Annotated in this window: 11 protein-coding genes; 1 reads left to right on the forward strand and 10 read right to left on the reverse strand. The window is 43.5% G+C overall.

Going from position 1 to position 16,124, the window contains the following annotated elements:
• Positions 1-58: 58 nt before the first annotated feature.
• From ACX9NY_RS08315 to ACX9NY_RS08360, 10 genes are all read right to left on the reverse strand, one after another.
• The gene (locus tag ACX9NY_RS08315) at positions 59-1,267 is read right to left on the reverse strand and encodes a GDSL-type esterase/lipase family protein (protein WP_472478055.1); all 1,209 of its coding nucleotides are present in this window, start codon (positions 1,265-1,267) and stop codon (positions 59-61) included.
• Between the two features lie 17 nt (positions 1,268-1,284).
• Positions 1,285-3,501 carry an FAD-dependent oxidoreductase gene (locus ACX9NY_RS08320; protein ID WP_472478057.1) on the reverse strand — a complete coding sequence of 739 codons (2,217 nt, stop codon included), beginning with the start codon at positions 3,499-3,501 and terminating at the stop codon, positions 1,285-1,287.
• Positions 3,502-3,612: 111 nt separating this feature from the next.
• On the reverse strand, positions 3,613-5,223 hold the full coding sequence (locus tag ACX9NY_RS08325; RefSeq protein WP_472478059.1) for a response regulator: 1,611 nt from the start codon (positions 5,221-5,223) through the stop codon (positions 3,613-3,615).
• A complete protein-coding gene (locus tag ACX9NY_RS08330) occupies positions 5,223-6,962 on the reverse strand; it encodes a sensor histidine kinase (RefSeq protein WP_339242842.1) in 1,740 nt (579 codons plus the stop codon). The genes ACX9NY_RS08325 and ACX9NY_RS08330 overlap by 1 nt, the downstream gene beginning before the upstream one ends.
• 93 nt (positions 6,963-7,055) lie before the next feature.
• Entirely contained in the window at positions 7,056-8,642 is a 1,587-nt protein-coding gene (locus tag ACX9NY_RS08335; protein WP_339255252.1) for an extracellular solute-binding protein, read from the reverse strand.
• A 65-nt stretch (positions 8,643-8,707) separates the two neighbouring features.
• Complete coding sequence (locus ACX9NY_RS08340; protein WP_339255251.1) at positions 8,708-9,577, reverse strand: carbohydrate ABC transporter permease; 870 nt, start codon at positions 9,575-9,577, stop codon at positions 8,708-8,710.
• Between the two features lie 13 nt (positions 9,578-9,590).
• Entirely contained in the window at positions 9,591-10,538 is a 948-nt protein-coding gene (locus tag ACX9NY_RS08345; protein WP_091018885.1) for an ABC transporter permease, read from the reverse strand.
• 242 nt (positions 10,539-10,780) lie between these two features.
• On the reverse strand, positions 10,781-11,536 hold the full coding sequence (locus ACX9NY_RS08350) for a class I SAM-dependent methyltransferase (protein ID WP_472478063.1): 756 nt from the start codon (positions 11,534-11,536) through the stop codon (positions 10,781-10,783).
• A 264-nt stretch (positions 11,537-11,800) separates the two neighbouring features.
• Positions 11,801-14,101: a copper amine oxidase N-terminal domain-containing protein gene (locus tag ACX9NY_RS08355; RefSeq protein WP_472478065.1), complete on the reverse strand. Its 2,301-nt coding sequence runs from the start codon at positions 14,099-14,101 to the stop codon at positions 11,801-11,803.
• A 430-nt stretch (positions 14,102-14,531) separates the two neighbouring features.
• Complete coding sequence (locus ACX9NY_RS08360) at positions 14,532-15,011, reverse strand: GyrI-like domain-containing protein (protein WP_339255244.1); 480 nt, start codon at positions 15,009-15,011, stop codon at positions 14,532-14,534.
• Between the two features lie 104 nt (positions 15,012-15,115).
• On the opposite strand from ACX9NY_RS08360, the gene ACX9NY_RS08365 reads away from it, so the two are divergent.
• Positions 15,116-16,090 (forward strand): helix-turn-helix transcriptional regulator, encoded by a 975-nt coding sequence (locus tag ACX9NY_RS08365; RefSeq protein WP_339255242.1) that lies wholly within the window; start codon positions 15,116-15,118, stop codon positions 16,088-16,090.
• Positions 16,091-16,124: the final 34 nt, after the last annotated feature.

The following is a 16,124-nucleotide window of genomic DNA, read 5'->3' on the forward strand; positions in this document are numbered from 1 at the left end:
GTTTATCACATGTTCCAAATGTCCCTAATGTCCTTTGTCTTCCAAGTGAAACAATCCATTATAATGGCGGCTGCACCAATAACAACTTTCCAAGCTGAATGACCGTTTGATCATACCAATCCGGATGCTGCTGAACATGTGCGATACTTCTTACATTGCCACTTGCTTCAAACACGGCCGCTTTGTCTGTCTTCTCCTGATCGATCTCGAAGCGAACGGTATGTTTCCCATTCGGTAGTTCTGGCAAGAAAATATATTGATTTCGATTATGATCGTTATAGGGTGTGAACCGATCGATAACAATCGGTTCCTCTCCATCCACCGACACCTTCAATCTGCCAGAATCCGGCCCCCCGATATCAAATAAGCCGATGTGGGTTCCCTCAAATTCCACTATGATCGTCTCACCGGGATCAACTGCTCGCCACAGACCGGGGAACAACCAATCATACTCGCGCACTAAGGCAAAATCATCGGGAGTCATGTAAGACCATCCTGCGGAAAAATGAGTAAGACGATCCAGTGGCAGCATGGTTGCATACTCCCAAGGATTGGCCGGAACCAAAGTGTCTTGCGGCAAATGATGTTCCACTTTTCCCACATGATCTCGAAGTTCGCTCATTTTCTCAAATGACCGGGTGATGGTGTCCGTGTAAATCTGATGTCCTTCGGGAATCGTTGGATGGATCGAATCATGTGTAAAAATAATGGCACCGGGAATGGATACATCTGCACTTGAGGTGAAAATGAGCTTTCCACCTGAAACCAATTGACTGACCGCCACGCCCAGATGAATCGAAGGAATGTCGTAATAGTCGGCAACTTCCTCTTGCATAAGTGCACCCTTCTGGTACTCTCCGGATTGAAATAAGTTCAAATCCCGCTCCTTAATCGTATATACGAACAGGATATCGGTGAATAGGCTGTGCTTGCGGATCTGTCGGACAATACCTTCGATTCGCGCCTTGGATTCGGGGACTCCCCCATCATTGCCAACAAATTCAACAAAAACGAGATCAGGCTGATGACGCAGTACATCGGCCTGCAAACGAGCGCAGCCGAGGTCCGATCCTGTCCCATCAATGCCTGCGTTCACAGCGCGGATATCGGCATGGGGATATTGCCCTCGCAGCCAATCGGCCGTCATGACTCTGTATCCTTCAGAACGTGTATTACTGCCGCCAAAATAAACGATGGTCACAGGTTCCCCATTTTCCAACTTCTGAATGACATTAGGAAGCCCTCTCCGAGGATAAAATTCTTTCATCGCAACTTCACCCGACCTCACTTCGCATTTTTAGGAGCAAAAAATTTCACTGCAAACACTTCATAATAAGGTGAGCCATACGTTGCACAGAAATCAAACCGGATCTGGCTTACACCTTGCACATTCACCTGATGTTTATTCAACGAAAGATAATTTCCGCGGACTTTAATTTCACTCTTGATCCCGTCCTCAAACGTTAAGGTCACATCATAATCCTGAATCAGTGGCTCGATTGGATCGTCAAAATGCTCCAAATTCAGCTCCGAATTGAAGACAAGATGGATTTCATCCAGATTCTTGGGGCTTGCAAAACCAAATTCCAACCATTCCCGTCCTTCTGTACGTTCCGAAATCCAACCGTTTGGCAGACCATAAGGTCTGGAGAATCCGTTGACGACATTCGCGGGATTATACATATCCTGGGATGGTTTCAGATCCTTGAAGCAAATGCTCTTATTAAGCTTCTTCAGCCTGGATGGCTCTTCCGGTATATAAAGGAAGCTCACCGCTCCAGTCATTTTCTCATCATTGGTGTGTATCGCAAGGCTCTCAGAACCTTCCATTACGATGTAGACCTTGTCATCAGCCGGTTTCTCACAGCCCAGGTCCAGCGTAATCCAGTCATCGTAACCCGCTGAAATAAGCAAGGGATATTTTTTAAACTCGCTGGTGGGAATATAGTTTTCCTTCCGTTCCCCGCCGTACAGCTTCACTTGCAGCGTTTCTGATTGCTCGGATCTGTTTTTAATTTTGATCTGCACACTTTCAGCCACGGATGTCTGAATCGGCAAGACCAAACATAACGCTTTCTCCAAGGAGATCTCTTCGGTTGCATGAAGATGTTCATAGTTTCGCTGAGACGAGGCACGAATGGTTAATCCATCTGCGAAATAACGATCCAACGGTTCTTGAAGCCCTACAATCGTTTGTCCGTCTCGCAGCAGCTGTGCCTGAAGCTCACCCATATGGGCTTTGACGAGAGCCGCAGGGTCTGTCTCATATTTTACGCATAACGCAGCAGCCGTTCCTACTGCCTGCCCCATACAACCACAGGTTGCCATGACCCTTGTAGACCCAAAAGCCACATGGGTAGCGCTTATATTGCGGCCAGCGAACATGAGATTGGGAATGTTGCGTGAAAATAAGCTGCGAAACGGGATATTATACAATCCCGGCACAAAATTCCACGCTGTAGCTGGTCCATCATCGTAGATACCTTTATTCGCATGCAGATCCATATACCAGCCGCCGACAGATACCGCATCTTCGAAATGAGGTTTCGCTGTAAGATCGTTCTGAGACAGCATGTGTTCTCCTATAAATCGTCTCGACTCCCGCTTTCCCGGAATCGGGCACACATAATCCAGAATGAGATTGTCTACATCATCAAACTCGCCGCTGTTTTTGATGTAATCCCAGATTCCGTACACCAATTTTCGTAGTTCCAATGCAATGTCTTCATTATGCTTGATAATATCCATATGACCGCCGTATTCCAGCCACCACAATCCGCCAAGTCCGTTGATTTTCCTTGGAAAAGACCGATGGTTTAACCCTTTTCGGATACTATCGAAAAAGTCCAGCTTCGTAATATCATAGGCAAAGCCAGGCCTTTTGTAAGGAACGGCATAGTCTACGTCACGGGCTTGAAACAGAATCGTATCGCCCATGGTGTAATGATCCGCCACTTCAGGAGCCAGCTCCTCTTGGTATTCATGCTTCGCCTCTCTTCCCCATCGGAAGTGAGCGCCTGCCTGGTATCCAACAATTCCATCCCCGGAGCAATCGATGTAGATGGGGCTTTCAAAACGAAATTTTCTCTCGGAAGCCAATTGCAGGCCCTCCACCCATTGGATTCTACCGTTCTCCATACCTGTTTCATGTACGCATGTGTTCAGGAATAGAGAGATGTTGGGCTCATCATAAACCATGTCGAGTAAGACTGTATCGGAAAGCGAAAGCATCAACTTTTTGTTGTATAACGGATTGTAATGAAATATCTTCAGCTTCAGTTCTTCTATCAACCCGCCCTCTCGTGCGTAGTAGGATGGACTGTTCCCGAGATAAGCCGACCCGTTGATATGCACTCTGACCTCGCTGCTCGCGTTTCCCCCTAGAACCGGCCGATCATTAATAAGTGAAACCTGCAGACCTTGGCGTGCAGCTGCAATGGCAGCGCATATTCCTGCAATACCTCCACCTACGACGGTTACATCAGCTTTTATAGACTCCATTTTGATAACCTCCATGATTAGATGCTCCTATCATGGTAATAGTTTTGGCCCCTGTTTTTTTACAGGATTTCACGAAAAAATCATACATTTTTTGCATCCTTATTGGGATCCCTACCGTGTCATTTTGATCCGGTATTGCTTAGGTGTATCACCGGTATATTCTTTGAAAAGTTTGCAAAAGTAACCTTCATTGACAATGCCTACTTCCTCGCACAATTCCAATAAAGAATAATCCTTCACATGTAACAACTCGAGAGCGAGATTGATTTTTTTACGGTTGATGTAGCTAATCACACCTTCGTTCATTGTTTTTTTGAATAAGCTGCTAAAATACGATGGCGCTAAATTCACTTCCTCCGCAATGGCCTCCAGCGTTAAACGCTGTTTCAGGTTTTTCTCTATAAAATGAATAGCATTCATGATTTCTGCACGATGTAATCGTTGGCCTGCATGCACGTATTCAAATGTGAAGTCGCCAATATAGGCGAGCTGCTCTTGAAATGTCATATATTCCATGGGGAATTCAGCTGCTTCCATAGCCAGCTTGTTCCCTGATTTAAACTTTACGGTAATTTCTCTGTACAAGTCTCTAATCATGGGCGCCATGACGGACTTGTGGATTTTATGGTCCGAAACAAATTGCAGCAGTTCGGCAAGTGCACTGTCGAGCTCTTCCTCGGAAATCTTTCGTTTCAGCCGTATAAGAAAATCATTCACCTGCTGCTGAAAGTCTGCTTTTTTGTCATTATGGTATTGGAACCGATGCATCGGTGTTTTGACTACTTTTTCGGTATGATAATAGAAATCCTCACTTACATTTGTAGCTTCCGTGTACGCCTGTTTGATCGATTCCCATCCTCGGTGTGGACCTCCAAAAGCGACGGATACCCTTTGATTCAAATATTGATGCAAATGAGAGATGATCTGCCCTCCCAAGGATAGGCAAGCGTATTCCGTTTCCATATCACTGCGGTTATTTTCCCAGGATAAAAAGCCAATAAACCGATTATCGGACAGATCCGCAGCTACACCGCTGCCGCCACTCATCACCGTTTCTTCGATGATATTCGTAATCGCATATTTCAAGATGTTTTGATCTGCGGCAGCGTATTCGTTTCGGAAACTTTCATACGTATTCATCTCAACGATGAAGCAGCAATAGTTGGCTTGAAAGAAATGAAACTGCATACGATTGGCAAAATCCGATGCCCGATGAGAAGGAATTTCACCTCGGATCAGTTCGTTAAAAAATTGCTTACGGACTCTATATTTATTTTCAAGTACGGATACGTTTAACGAGTGAAATTCCGCTTCTTTTTTCTCAAACTCATTTAGAATTCCAGCTGCCTTATCCAATGCTCGATTCAGATCGGCTTCCCTTAGCGGAACCTTTACAATGTACTCCAATACGTTGGCTTGAATAGCTCGCTGGGCGTATTCAAAGGATGAATAGGCGGTCAAAAGTATGTACTGGGTATGGGGGAGTTCCGCCTTGAGCTGCTCAATCATGGAGATGCCGTCCATTCGCGGCATAACGATATCGGATATAACGATATCCGGCTTAAGTTTGATGATCTCCTCGATCCCATTCAGCCCATTATTTGCTTTTCCCACTAGAACAAATCGCTTATCCCTATGAGATAGCTCACTAAAAAACAATTCCAATCGTTGAATGATCAGGTCTTCATCGTCAACAATGAAGCAGGTATACTCTTTCCCCATTATGCATCTCCTTTTTGCAATTCTGCCGGGAATAATGCGCGTATGCGGGTTATTTCCTTAGGTATGCTAATGATATCCAGTCCGAATTGATCTCCGTAGTGAAGTCTTATTCGACTATGAATATTATTCAACCCGATTCTTTTTCTTTTTACTTCCTCTTCACTCGGTTCTGAGATTAAAATATGCTTTAATTGGTCGGCCGGAATTCCCTCACCTTGGTCAACAACTTCGATGATGACATAGTCTTCCTCCCTGTACGCATGAATCGTAATAGGTCCCTCAATTTCGCCTCCGTTATAACCATGGAAGATACTATTCTCCACAAGGGGCTGCAACAACATTCGGAAAACCGGAAAATCCATTAATCCTGCTTCGATATGTTCAATCAAATTGAAGTTTCGGTTATACCGAATGTTCTGGATCTCGATATAGTCCGCTACATTGCGTAATTCCTGGCGTAGGGAAACCTTCTCAGAAGCATCGTCTATCCCATACTCCAATAATGAAATGAGCGACCCGATTACCACATCGACTTTCTCTATTTGTCCAAGACGTATCACATTGCTGATCGAACCAAGCGTGTTATACAGAAAATGTGGGTTTATTTGAGACTGTAATACCTGAATTTCCAGCTTCCGCTCAAGTTCATTATGAAGCTCGGCTCGGCGAATCAGTTCAACAATTTGCTGTAACATACGATCAAATGCGCGTGAAAGATCTCCAAACTCATCGTTCCGGTTAATGGTTACTGTCGTTGTGAGGATGCCTTGTTCGACCTGTTTCATTTTTGTTTTGAGTGTATATAGTGGTTTTCTTATAAATTTGGCAACCATGAAAGAAATGAACAAACTTAACAGAAGACCTGCAGCCAGAAGCTCAATATAATAGGTTTCCAATCTGGACAAAGCTGCTTTCAAACGGGATTCATCATTAACGGAGACAATGGTCCAGTTGAATTTCTCCGTTGGTTTCTTCAAAAGAGAGACGGGAATACCATCCTTCGTATGCAGTTGAAGATTTGTTTCTGACGTATCCAAAATTTCTTCCGCTGACGTCTCCCCGATCGAAAACGTATGATCTTGAATACTCAGGGGTCCTTTATTTTCAGAAAATCCGGCAATGATCTTACCTGAGGCGGTGATCAGAGCCAGATTCATTTGTTCCTGTTTATTAATCTTGAACAAGGTTTCTTCAATGGCATTTAGATCCAGATCAACCGCAATGGCCATAGGAAACGGAGCACCGTTCAGATAACGAACCATCGTAACAGTCCAGCCGGAGTACTTTGATTTGTATGGTTCACTAACAAAGGTAGTCCTTCTATTTTTGTCAGCCGCATCATATAAAGATTCTCTTTCCGATAAAGGTTCATCGAATATTCGTGTAGGTGCACTTCCGCCCAGAATGGATAAATCGCTTTTGATCAAATAAATATTACTAACATAATTACTGTTGAGTTCATACAGTTCTCTTAATTGCTCTTTAATCACTTCGGTATGGTTAATATTGGCTTTCACCGAAGTTTCAACCGAGAAGAGGATCGTTTGGAAGGAGGAAAAGTTAACGGTGAAATACTGGTCCACCTTGTCTAATATTTGATTGGTGTAATAAATATCATTGGTTCGTATTTCTTTTTGGACATAGCGATAAGATAATTGGCTTATCAAGATGATGCAGCCCAATACAAACGCGAACACGATAAAAAACAATTTTAAAGGCAAGCTGATTCTTCTTCGCATCGATCATCTTCCTTTTAGTTCCGTTTTGTACTAAGAATAGCATATGCGAATAAAGAGAGGGGCTACGAATAGCCACTCTCTCTTTGTTTATTTTTACTTGATGAGGCCGGCGTCTTTAAATTGCTGGATGGCTGTTTCCTTATATTTCTGCATATCAAACTTGGTATCCAACGTTTGGAGGAAATTGTCCCAGTTGGAAAGAGGTTCTTTGCCCGTCATAAATTTGACCAAGCTTTCATTAATGAACCGTTGGCGGTCAGCATCCAAGGTGTCGCTCGGGTCTGGGGTCAATAAATTACCGGGTAACGTTGGCCCCACATATTGCTGATTGTTCTTGAAGGCTTCCGCTGTCTTCGGATTCTGGAAGCTGAAGTACTCCGCATCATCACCGCGCCGCGGCATTCTATAATGATCGACCCACAGGTACTTCTCTTTCATTTCCTTCGATAACTCGGAGGTTTTATTTTTGATTTTGCCATCCACCACATCCCAATGAATCCCTTTGATTCCGTATGCAAAATTCGGATAGGCTTCTTCATCCGTAAAGAGATAATTCAGCATGGACAAGATGCGAATGATTTTGTCCTCGTCCGCTTTTGCAGATATGGCCCATGAATTGCCCTGGAACGATTTTCTCTCTACAATCTGATCGCCGTAAGGACCTTTCATCGGAGGAATAACGATCCATTCCGGCACCTCTCCACTAATTTCTTTCATTTTCTGTTGATAATCCGGTTCCAGCCTGCGGGCATCTCTGATCATGAAGCCAACTTTACCCTTAAACATCTTTTGATCCAACAGATCAGGTGAATTCATCGTCACCCAATCCGGATCTACGACTTTGGCTGCCATCATTTTGTTAATGTAGGCAAGTGCCTCTTTCATTTTGGGATCGATAAACAGGAATACCGGTTCATTATCTTTTATCTCAACGGCCGAAGGAGGATTAACGCCAAACATCCACATCAGGCTATCAAAGCCGTAGGTTTGCAGATTGCCTTCTTTATTCATACCGCCGATGAATCCGTACGTATCGTTTTTGCCATTCCCGTCCGGATCTTTCTCTGTAAAGGCTTTCATAACTTCGAACAACTCGTCAGGTGTCGTTGGCACATCCATATTCAACTTTTTCAGCCAATCGTTACGGATGAAGAAGCTACGACTGATACCGTTTACATTATCATAGCCTGGAACTCCGATCGTTTTCCCTTGATAGGACATCGCCTCCCAGGAGTCATTGCCAAACCGTTTCTGTAATTCAGGAAACTGATCCAGATAAGGGGTCAAATCCGCAAGCACGCCTTGGTCGTAATATTGTGCAAGATCAGCACGACTCTTCAAGAAGATCAAGTCTGGAATATCCCCGCCTGCAATGAGCGTGTTCAGTTTGGTTGTTGCTTGACCCGCTTGAGGAATCATCATATCCAAGTCGATGTTCATCTCTTCTTCCAACATTTGGCGTTGAATATCTTCATCCCGTGGAGGTACTGGAGCAGCAGCATTGAACGTACCTTGGTTAAACATGGAGATCTTCATTTTGGTTGCAAACTGGCCAGACTGGTCTTGCACATTACTCGAGGTTGTCGATGTAACTTCTTCATTTCCCCCACAACCCGACAATAGCGTTCCAAGTCCTAAGATTGCCGACATAATAGCAAATGAAATCTTTTTACGCTGCATATTGACCTCTCCTTTGTTTGTATATTATCACGGTTTGCCCGTAATAAGTTAGGTTGGAACACCTTTTAACCTTTAACGGATCCCAGGAGCACACCTTTGGTAAAATGCTTTTGCAAAAATGGATAAACGATCAAAATCGGGACCGTAGTCACAACAACTGTAGCCATTTGCACAGCGAACGTACTGACAGCTCCGGAATTGGCGAGCGAATCAGCGCTTTGCGTTGCGACGTTAAGCAGGATATTGCGCAAAATCACTTGAAGTGGCATGTAGTTGGAATCATTGATATATACAATGGCATCGAAATAACTGTTCCAATGCCCGACTGCGTAAAACAAGGAAATGGTTGAAAGCACGGGTAACGACAGAGGTAAAATGATCCGCCATAACGTCTGAAGCTCACTGGCACCGTCTACCCTCGCGGATTCCTCGATTTCACCAGGTAGTTGCTCAAAAAATCCTTTAATGATCACCAGATTAAATGCACTAATGAGATTGGGAATAATCAATACCCACGGACTATTTAACAATCCGAGAGAACGAATTAGTAGATAGGTCGGAATTAACCCCCCGCTGAACATCATGGTAAATACAATGAAGAGTAAAAACGGACTTCTTCCGGGCAAATATTTTTTGGATAACGGATATGCCGCGATTACTGTAAAAAATACATTTAACGCAGTGCCTACAATCGTTCGAAACAACGTAATTTTATACGCCTGCCAGATCCCGTGAGAAACGAATACTTCTTTATAGGCCAGAAAAGTAAAGGATTCGGGTATAATCACAATCCCTCTTCTTAATACTTCCGATTCTGGCGTTACGGAGACAGCAACCACATAGAGGAAGGGCAGCACACAAAGTAGGGATAACAAAATAAGCATCACATAAACGACGGTTTGCCAGACTTTTTCACTGATTGTCATATGGATCATTCTAAAGACCACCTCACCAAATTTGCCCATCGAATTTTTTGGCGAGCTTATTCGCTGCCAACACCAAAGCAAATCCGATGACCGCTTTAAACAATCCTACAGCAGTAGCCAAGCCAATCTTGAGACGCTCCAACCCTTCCCGGTATACCCATGTGTCAATAATGTCGATCTTCTCCTGGTTAAACGTGTTGGCAAACATGAATATTTGGTCAAAACCCGCATCCAGGATATGGCTTAATTTTAGAATCAGCATCAGAATAATGACGCCTCGAATGCCAGGTAACGTGATATGCCAGAGCTGTCTCCATTTGGAAGCGCCATCCATTCGAGCAGCTTCATATAAGCTTGGATCGATTCCTGCCAAGGCGGCAAGGTACAATATCGCCCCCCATCCAATATCCTTCCATACTTCAGATAAGATGATCAGCAACCTGCCCCAGGCAGGTTCCGTTAGGAACGATATGGGTTCAAAACCAAAATCCTTCATAATCATGTTAAAGAGACCATCGCCTGGGGCCAGTAATGCCACCATAATTCCATACACAATGACCCATGACAGAAAATGGGGCAAATACGTGATGGTCTGTACGATTTTCTTAAACCATTGGCTATACACTTCATTGAGGAGTAAAGCAAGTACGATGGGAGCGGAGAAACCGAACAGTAGCTTATACAGCGATATGATGATCGTATTTTTCATGATGTCCCAGAAATAAACGCCATTCATAAAATCCGTAAAATTTTTGAATCCCACCCAGGGGCTATCCCATAGTCCCAGAGCGAGGTTGTAGTTTTTAAAAGCAATCATGATTCCCGCCATAGGAATGTATTTGAACACGGCAAAGTAAATTAAGGCTGGTAATAAGAGAGCATACATCACTTTGTGCTTTTGTATTGTCCTGATCCATGACTTTCGCTTTGTGGAGATGGGAACGGCGTCCGCTGCCAATTTTGCTTGCATTTCATCACCTCGTCTTTGTTTGTATTTGTATAATAGCACCCGTCTATCGGATAAATTTCTGAAATTTCAAGAATTTCTTATAAGATTTTAAGGAGTGTGCCAGGGTTCGTTTCAACAACTGAATCCAAGCAAGCTGGACAAGAACTTGTTCTAATAAAATAAAAAAAGCCGCTAAAATAGCGACTTTCAAATGGCGTTATATTCTTATTCCTTATTGATATGACTGGGTTTCATTAGGGGATCTATACTTCTCCCCAAAACATTTCAGTTTCATAGTCGAATGCAACAGTACCCTCTTGATTATTTTTATCAAATAAATTTCGCAGTGCTGATATCATAGGATCGTAATTTGCATGCCCTGGTGCAGGGCTATAGGAAGATGATAGCAACCTGCCTTTCAATCCTTCGAAATCGAACTCCTGACTCATTCTGAATCGCATTTCATGCATTGAACCTTCCTTGAAAAAAGAGAGCAGCATCGTTTGAGAGATATTTTTATGATTAACTTTTTGGTAGTCGGTTCCATATGTATGGAGCAGTTGATTGTATTCTTCACGAAACGGAGTACCGTGTGTAAGACGTGAATTCCAGATGAGTATTACTCTCCCGCCAGGCCGTAGGATTCTGCGAAACTCGATTTGGGCTGCGGATTGATCGAACCAGTGGAATGCCTGAGCACAGACAATAAAATCAACCGACTGATCAGGTAATCCCGTAGATTCTGCAGAACCTGCTATACTCACGAATTGCGGACTACTTTTTAACGTTTGCTCGGCGGCTTCCCGCATAGCCTGATTTGGCTCGACCGCTATTACATAGCTTCCGCGTTCCAGAAGTAGTTTTGAGATGATCCCAGTACCTGAACCGATGTCTGATATGGTACTGTTCGCACGTAAACCGACGACTTCGTACATATAGTCAATAGCCTCTTTTGGATAGCTCGGGCGGTATTTCAAGTACGAATCGACCCGACTCGTAAATCGTTCTCTATTGTTCATCGATCGTCACGCTCCCATCAATATTTTTCTGGTCCATGAGCTGCGCTTATCTTGGCTGTATTGATCATTGATTATATAATCCCTAATACATTCATCGGAATGGATTCCTCCTAAGTAGAAATAGCGGTGGCATATATGACTTTTTGATTGTGTCCATTACGTACATCTTCATATTGCCTTATGAAAAGAAAAGACCCCATATGGAGTCTTTTCTGTCGATGATTAACGCATCGCTCAAAGCATTCGTTATAAGAGACAACTACCTTACTTCTCCGATGGGAGCGGTGTAAAGAGCAGATTGACCGGCAGGTTGCTTCCTGGCGCGGCTGAGAACAGAATCGTTACGCTCTCTCCGATTGATCCGGTGCGGTAAAGAACGCTTTGTTCACTTGAATTGGCAACGGCAACGTTGCCTTCGGCAATCGATACCAACTGGTTGTTCACCAGCGCTACTCCGGAGTACTTCCCTCCACGAGGGTTAAAGGAGATAAGCGTACGCGGTGCAACATTGGTCAGCGTGATTTTGTACAATACGCCGAAATTACCCGCGTTGGATGCGTCTGTGTAAGCCATCGGATCTGTTCCTACCAGATTGGGATCGCTTGAATTGTCACCAAGTGGCAGACGAGCCGGTTTGAGTCCCACGTGCTCATCGTACTTTATGATGCGAGTTGCGTTCGGGTACGTCCCCCGGTTATGCACTCCGTCACGATCAAGCACGGGAAGCAATGGTAACGCTTCGAACGGATCTTTATTTTCTTCCACCAGGATAACGTTATAGTCTAAGGAATAATCACTATATGCATCCGAATAGAGAGAGATGACTTGTCCTTCTTTCATCGGCGTTTTATTAAGTTCGGTCAAAATCAATTTGCTTTCCCCAGGTTGAAGGTACTCTTTCTTTTGATCCGCTCCGGTCTGAATCGACTTGAACCATTTATCAATAGACAATTTCCCGGCTACAGTAGCATACGGTGTAGGTCCAGCAAAGCCCATATTCTGCTGTTCGAATAGAGCCGGATTCGGATTGTTATTGGTGGCAATCACATACATTTTTACTCGTTTGCCTGTATTGTTCACGTGGTGAATCATGAAACGGGTCTGTCCCGAAGATGATTCTTTATACACAATGCCTTCCGTATTCACCGTTTCCGGGCTGTTACTACGGATCAACAAACTTGGCTCATCCATATACGTATACGGCACTTTCTCCATTGTGGTCACTTCACCGCCGTTAAAGGTGAATTTCTGTCCTACTGGCGTGAAGAGTAAATTGAAGTCGGTAAATGAATATAAGGTCTCATTGGTTATGGTGATCACCTTGGAGTACGTGTTTGTAGCGCCATGATTATCAGTAACCGTAAGTGTTACCGTTTTTGGACCCGGTTCAAAGAAAGCAAGTGAATTGTTCTCCCACACAGCTTTGACAATATTATTTTCATCATCTGTGCTTTGGTCGGTGTATGTTATTTTTTCGCCCATTTTATATTGTTCTTTATCCGTGGCAAACATGGCTACAGGAGGAAGATTAGGAGTCATAACTTCAATGGTAATCGAGTAAGGATCACTCCATTGGCCGTTGGCATCCTGTACTTGATATGAAATCGTATATGTACCTGCTTGATCAAATGAATCCTGGCGACCTGTCCAGCGTTCGTCAACGATATCCAATCCATTGGGTGAACTGTTTGAAGTTACGTAGTCCACTGTATCGCCTGCAAAGATTTCCTTTTGGGTAATGGTGAAGCTTGCAACAGGTTTCGTATTCAGATTCAGCACAACCGTCTTGGCTGACTGATTCACTTTATAGGTGATGTTCAGGGCTTGAGTGATGGAAGTTAACGGCACCATGAACGTATTTTTTTGCTGATAAGCAGGGCCTTTCATCGTTCTGGTCTCTCCATTTACCGTGTAGTCCTTGCTGTTCGTCTTGAATCGGAGTTCATCGTCACCACTAATAATGATGGTTTCCTTGGTTTTGTTATCGTATTTGACCCCGTACCCCACACGGTCAACCAGCGCACGAATGGCAACATAGGATACACCGTTTTTGACAGCCATGGGCTGGCCAGCAAGATACGTTTTTCCATCCTGCTCCATTTTGTTGCTATTCATGTATAACGTCAGATTACCACCTGCTGCTACAGGAGACGTCCCGTCAATGGATGGTTGCTCTATTTCTGCTGGCGTAGCTGGCGTTTCAACCTTCTCAGGCACTTCCTCTTGAACCTCAGGTTTCGTGCCCGTTGCGTCAGTAGTGGCTTCTTCCCCATCCAATGCAGGTTTCTCACTATCTGTTTTAGTTGCTGCCTGATCGCCAGTCGAGGTTTTAGTTTCCTTGGCTTCAGAGGACGGAGTATTGATCGATTTGTTATTGCTCTCTGTCTTCACTTCACGCTCTGCAATCGGCTGCTCTTGTTTTAACACCTCTACGGATTCTACGTTTGCCGTGTTTACTGACGTGGTGTCACCTTGCTGTGTTGATTGCGCATTCACAGAACCAACTGCAAATGCCTGAAAAACGGCTAAAGCGGTAAAAATGGATAATTTCTTCTTCATATTCATGCGTTGTCTTTGGCTCCTTCTACTCTCTAGTTATTTATTTACAACCCCTCAAAAACTCATAGTATTAGACGCTAGATTCAGGGAAAAGTTTCTAAATCAATTGAAAATTATGGATTTTGCCAACGATCTTTCAAACTTTGGTTATAAGTTCTTGAATAAAAAGCCTCTTTTGAATAATCATCTTGATTCTGCACAACATAATCTATGTCTTTCTAGCAATCTATTGAACTATCTCACGTATGAAGCGAATATCCAACAAATTAAAAGAAAACTTACGGTTAAGGTGGAACCTGATAGCAAAATTGATGTGAGTCTCCGTCAACGCATAAAGTGCACCTCGTAGAATTTCATCGGATCAACCGTGGGTTAATTAATGTCCATTCTAATGGGTGCACTTCAAATAGTTTCGGACCTTATGATCTACTGTTCTTTAATTCCGTACTACAGGAATCCACATTTCACCATATACCAGACCGTTTTTCTGTCCCATTTCAACCGTTGTATTGGGTCCGCCAACATAGACGTAATCCTTTTCTGCGGGGAGAGCTTGACCAAAAGCAATGCCAGTAAGCATATTGCTGAGCGCTTCTGCCGTCTCTGCTTCGCCCTTCACAACCAGGTATTCTCCCTTAGGAAATTGGATCACTCTCGTTGCTTCTGGCAGAGATTCTTCTGTCATGACGCCAGCATAATGCATCATTTTGTTATTTACTGCTTCATTTACAGCAAAAATATAATCATTAGTAGCAAGGGACTTTAATGTGTCCAGGCTTCCATCCTCCCTCACGGTGGACCAAAAATCCGCCTTCTCTTTGTTGATGCCAGCATAGTCTGTGTAGTCGCTCTTAAGCTCCGTACCAATACCTAAAACGATAAAACTGTCTTTTTCTTCAAAATGATAATTACTCATTGCTACACCATCCTCTTTTAATTTTCAATTGATTTGTGTTTTCACTTGATGGGTTTATAATAACCTTAAATCATGTCAGAATATGATACTGTTTAGGGGGCCCAATGAAAAAAGTAGAACGCATTAATATCATCACGAGGTATATCAATAACCGAGCGCACTTTACCATTTCTGAAATCATGCGAGAATTTAATATTTCGCGTTCGACAGCCATTCGAGATATCAGAGAAATTGAAGCGATGGGAATGCCACTAGTCGCTGAAGTTGGGCGCGACGGGGGTTATTTTGTCATGAACAACTCCCTTCTGCCTACGGTCCGGTTTACCGATAATGAAATCAAAGCGTTATTCATTGCCTTTATGGCGACAAGAAATCAACAGCTTCCTTATCTGAAGAGTCGTCAATCTTTGGCTGAAAAATTGTTGGGCCTTATCTCAGAGAATCAGCAAGATGACCTTGTGCATCTGAATCAAATATTGCTTTTTGAGGGGACCAATCCCCATAATCCAGACTTGTTAGATCTGTCAGACCTGCCCCACCCTACCTTGGAGAAACTCATCCAAATTTTGCTTATCGAACGTTATTTGTTAGTTACTGTCCAAGAAGAGAAAAAAACAAAGTCCTATCCCATCGTGCTCTTACACCTTCATCATCAAAAAGGCCATTGGATCATTGAAGGTTTTGACTTGGAGGAAGAAAATAGACGAATCATATCTGTCGACAACCTCATCCGTGTAGAAGCATACCCAACGAAAAACAGACGGAGTACGAAAAAGATTGTAGAACAACTAAAACGAAATGCGCAGGAAGAGGTCATCAACCTTGTTCTGGAACTTGGCCCAAAGGCGATTGCCCAATATAAAAAGTACCATCCTTTAAAGTTTTCAATTGCCTATACGAATCCGTACCAAACTACAGCCCTTCTAAAGGCATTTATGAACGTTCATAACATAGACGAATTAACTGAAATCACCAATTGGTTGCTTTTTCTAGGCGAAGATATCAAAGTCAAGGAAGTTCCGGAGGAAGTCCTGAACGCTGTACAAGAGAGATTAAACCTATACCAGTTGAAGCAGTGAGCGCTCAGTACGAAAAACCAAAAAAAGCCGCTAT

The organism is Paenibacillus sp. CB74, assembly GCF_055687625.1.